The following is a 3,261-nucleotide window of genomic DNA, read 5'->3' as shown; positions in this document are numbered from 1 at the left end:
ATTCTGCTGGACAATAGATCAGCAAAATCCTGAATTTCAGCCTTTTAAACAGAATTATTTTACTATTTTAATATCAATTTGTCAAAATCAAGAATTTTTTACGAGGTTTTTATTTTTAGCGTCTTCAATTTTAAATTTCAATTTTCCTTGATGAGCTCCAACCTTTAAGATTTGTCCCGACTTCAATTCACCGCTAATCAAATACTGAGCAATTGGATCTTCAAGATCTTTTTGAATAGCTCTTCTCAATGGACGAGCACCATTATCTGGATCAAAACCATCTTTTGCTAAAACATCTAAAGCGGCCGGTGAAATTTTAAGAGTTACCTCTTGGTTAGCTAAACGAACCACTAAACGATGCGTCAGCAAAGTAACGATCTGACGTAATTGCTTTTTGTTCAAACTGTCAAATGAAACAACTTCGTCAATACGATTTAAAAATTCTGGTCTAAAGAATTGCTTAGTAGCTGCTTTAATCTTTTCTTTTCTCAGTTTATCTTGGCTTTCATTATCAGCTGCAAATCCCACAGTTTTATCTTCTTGAATTGAGCGTGATCCCAAGTTAGAAGTCATAATGATGATCGTATTTCTAAAATCAACTTTTCTTCCTTTGGAATCTGTCATAAATCCTTCGTCTAAAACTTGTAAAAGTAAATTAAAGACATCAGGATGAGCTTTCTCTACCTCATCAAGTAAAACTACTGAATAAGGATTACGGCGAACTCTTTCAGAAAGCTGTCCACCTTCTTCATAGCCAACATATCCTGGTGCAGATCCGATTAACTTACTTGTAGCAATCTGATCCATGTATTCAGACATATCTACTCGAATAATATTCTTTTCAGAACCAAAAACCGCATCTGCCAAAGCTTTAGCTAATTCTGTCTTACCTACACCAGTCGGTCCTAAGAATAAAAATGAACCAATTGGACGATTTTCATCTTTAATGCCACTTCTACTTCTTCTAATTGCACGACTAACAGCACTAATAGCGCTCTGCTGGCCAATTACTCTTTCATGTAAGATTGCTTCTAAGTTTGCTAAGCGCTTAGTTTCACTCTTTTTCATCCGAGTTACAGGAATACCAGTCCACTGGGCAACTACTTTAGCAATTTGGGCTTCATCAACAATGGCACTCTTTGAATTTTTGGCTGAGAGCTTTTCATTCAAGGCTTCACGCTGCAATTGTAATTGATCTTCTTCATTATGCAAACGTGCAGCTTCAGCAAAGTTTTGATTTTCAGCAGCTTGTTCTTTTTGATTAATAGTCTGCTTAATTTTAGTGTTCAACTTGATTAAATTAGGATCTACTTTACCCTTAGTTGTAATTTTTACAGCTGCACTAGCCTCATCAACCAAATCAATAGCTTTATCAGGCAAAAAACGATTAGAAATATATCTGACCGATAAGTCTACTGCTGCTTGAATTGCATCGTCTGTAATATGTACATTATGAAAGGCTTCATATTTTGGCTTTAATCCTTCCAAAATCTGAATTGTTTGAGCCTTAGTAGGTTCTGCAATCTTTACTCTTTGAAAACGCCGCGCTAAAGCTTGATCTTTTTCAATGTATTTTTGATATTCATCAAAAGTAGTGGCACCAATCATTTGAATATCACCCCGGGCTAAAGGGGGCTTTAAGATATTAGAAGCATCGATTGCCCCTTCAGCTCCACCGGCTCCAATCAAAGTATGCATTTCGTCAACAAAAAGAATCACAGATCCATCTTGGTGAATTTCATTCAAGATTTTCTTCATTCGATCTTCGAATTCACCCCGATACTTGGTACCAGCAATCAAACTTCCCATATCAAGTGCCATCACACGTTTATGTGCCAAATCATCTGGTACTTGTCCATGAACAATAGCAGCAGCAATACCTTGAGCAACTGCTGTTTTACCAACGCCAGGTTCACCGACCAAAACTGGATTATTCTTGGTACGACGAGATAAAATTTGAATTACTCTCTTAACTTCTTTATCACGACCTATAACTGGATCAATGCTGCCTTCTCGAACCCGATTATTGAGGTTAACTGCAACTTTATCTAAGTTTGGAGTCAATGATTTAGAAGAAGTCGTAGCAGTTGCTGAATTATTATCAAAATTATTTGAATTTATATTAGAACTCCCTAATTCATCATTAATTTCATCTATTAAAATTTGTGGATCTAAGCCAATATTTTTCAAGATCAAACTTGCTAAAATTTGATTACTTGCAAGCAATCCCAATAGAATATGATTTGTTTCAATTTTAGCTGCACTTACACTATTAGCCTTTTGTTTAGCATAATTTAAAACTAGATCTAAACGTGGGGACATTTCCATGTAAGTCGCTTTAGGACTAGATCCATATCCTGTATAACGCTCAATTTCTTCTCTAACTAAGGTTGGCGTAACCCCATTTTCACGCAGTAGCTTTCCGGCATCCCCATTAGCCTCAATAACTAATGCCAATAAGACATGCTCTGTACCAATTATTCGATGGTGAAAGCTTTGTGCTTGCTCTCTTGCAATCTGTAATACATCTCTAGCACTATCGCTATATGATTTTTCCATTGCGCACCGCCTTACTTTACTATCTTTTTATAAGTAATAATACAAGTTAGTAAATATTCTAAATCTTGAATATCTTCTTGTAAAATATTTTTTTATTTTCTTTAAAATATTGTAACAATAAAAAGACCCTGACCAAAATCAGGATCTTTTATTATTGAAGATCGTCCCATTGAATTGAAAGAGCGGGCTGGTCATTATTTGACATTTGTTCATCTAATTGCATTGGATAAACTGCAGCCACTTCATATGGAGAAAGATTCTCCTTAAATTGCTTAGCCTTTTCAAGATCTTTGGAAGCATACAAAATATTTACCAAACCATTTTTCTTTTGTGAATCATGGTTGACACTTGCGTGCATGACTACATAAATTCTTTCTTTCATAATAAACTTCGTCCTTCCAGGTGCATTGGAGACGGCTCTGTTTAGAGCCTAACCTTATCCTAGCACGGAATGAAGTAAAGAAAAATGTTTTTGCAAAAAAATATTTACCAATCGGGATGACAGGATTTGAACCTGCGACTTCTACGTCCCGAACGTAGCGCTCTACCAAGCTGAGCCACATCCCGAGAAATAAAAAAGACTCACACTTCGGTGAGTCTTTTATACTGGAGCGGAAGACGGGATTCGAACCCGCGACCCCCACCATGGCAAGGTGATGTTCTACCACTGAACTACTTCCGCAGTACAAAAAAGATTATAGC

The 3,261-nt window shown here is 36.4% G+C and carries 2 protein-coding genes and 2 tRNA genes; all 4 read right to left on the bottom strand.

Annotated features, from left to right (window positions below; genetic code table 11):
- Nucleotides 1–87: 87 nt before the first annotated feature.
- Nucleotides 88–2,559 carry an ATP-dependent Clp protease ATP-binding subunit gene (locus tag Q0Y70_RS09740; RefSeq protein ID WP_297820477.1) on the bottom strand — a complete coding sequence of 824 codons (2,472 nt, stop codon included), beginning with the start codon at nt 2,557–2,559 and terminating at the stop codon, nt 88–90.
- A gap of 151 nt (nt 2,560–2,710) precedes the next feature.
- Nucleotides 2,711–2,941 (bottom strand): hypothetical protein, encoded by a 231-nt coding sequence (locus Q0Y70_RS09735; RefSeq protein ID WP_297820474.1) that lies wholly within the window; start codon nt 2,939–2,941, stop codon nt 2,711–2,713.
- A gap of 111 nt (nt 2,942–3,052) precedes the next feature.
- Nucleotides 3,053–3,126: transfer RNA gene (locus tag Q0Y70_RS09730), tRNA-Pro, on the bottom strand.
- A gap of 40 nt (nt 3,127–3,166) precedes the next feature.
- Nucleotides 3,167–3,241, bottom strand: a tRNA-Gly gene (locus Q0Y70_RS09725).
- Nucleotides 3,242–3,261: the final 20 nt, after the last annotated feature.

It is taken from the genome of uncultured Lactobacillus sp., from assembly GCF_947367085.1.
GTDB lineage: Bacteria > Bacillota > Bacilli > Lactobacillales > Lactobacillaceae > Lactobacillus.
This window is presented reverse-complemented; position numbering and strand designations above follow the sequence as displayed.

Excerpts from the sequence above, each read along its gene's own strand:
- Q0Y70_RS09740 (WP_297820477.1), bottom strand. The coding sequence starts at position 2,559 with ATGGAAAAATCATATAGCGATAGTGCTAGAGATGTATTACAGATTGCA.
- Q0Y70_RS09735 (WP_297820474.1), bottom strand. The coding sequence starts at position 2,941 with ATGAAAGAAAGAATTTATGTAGTCATGCACGCAAGTGTCAACCATGAT.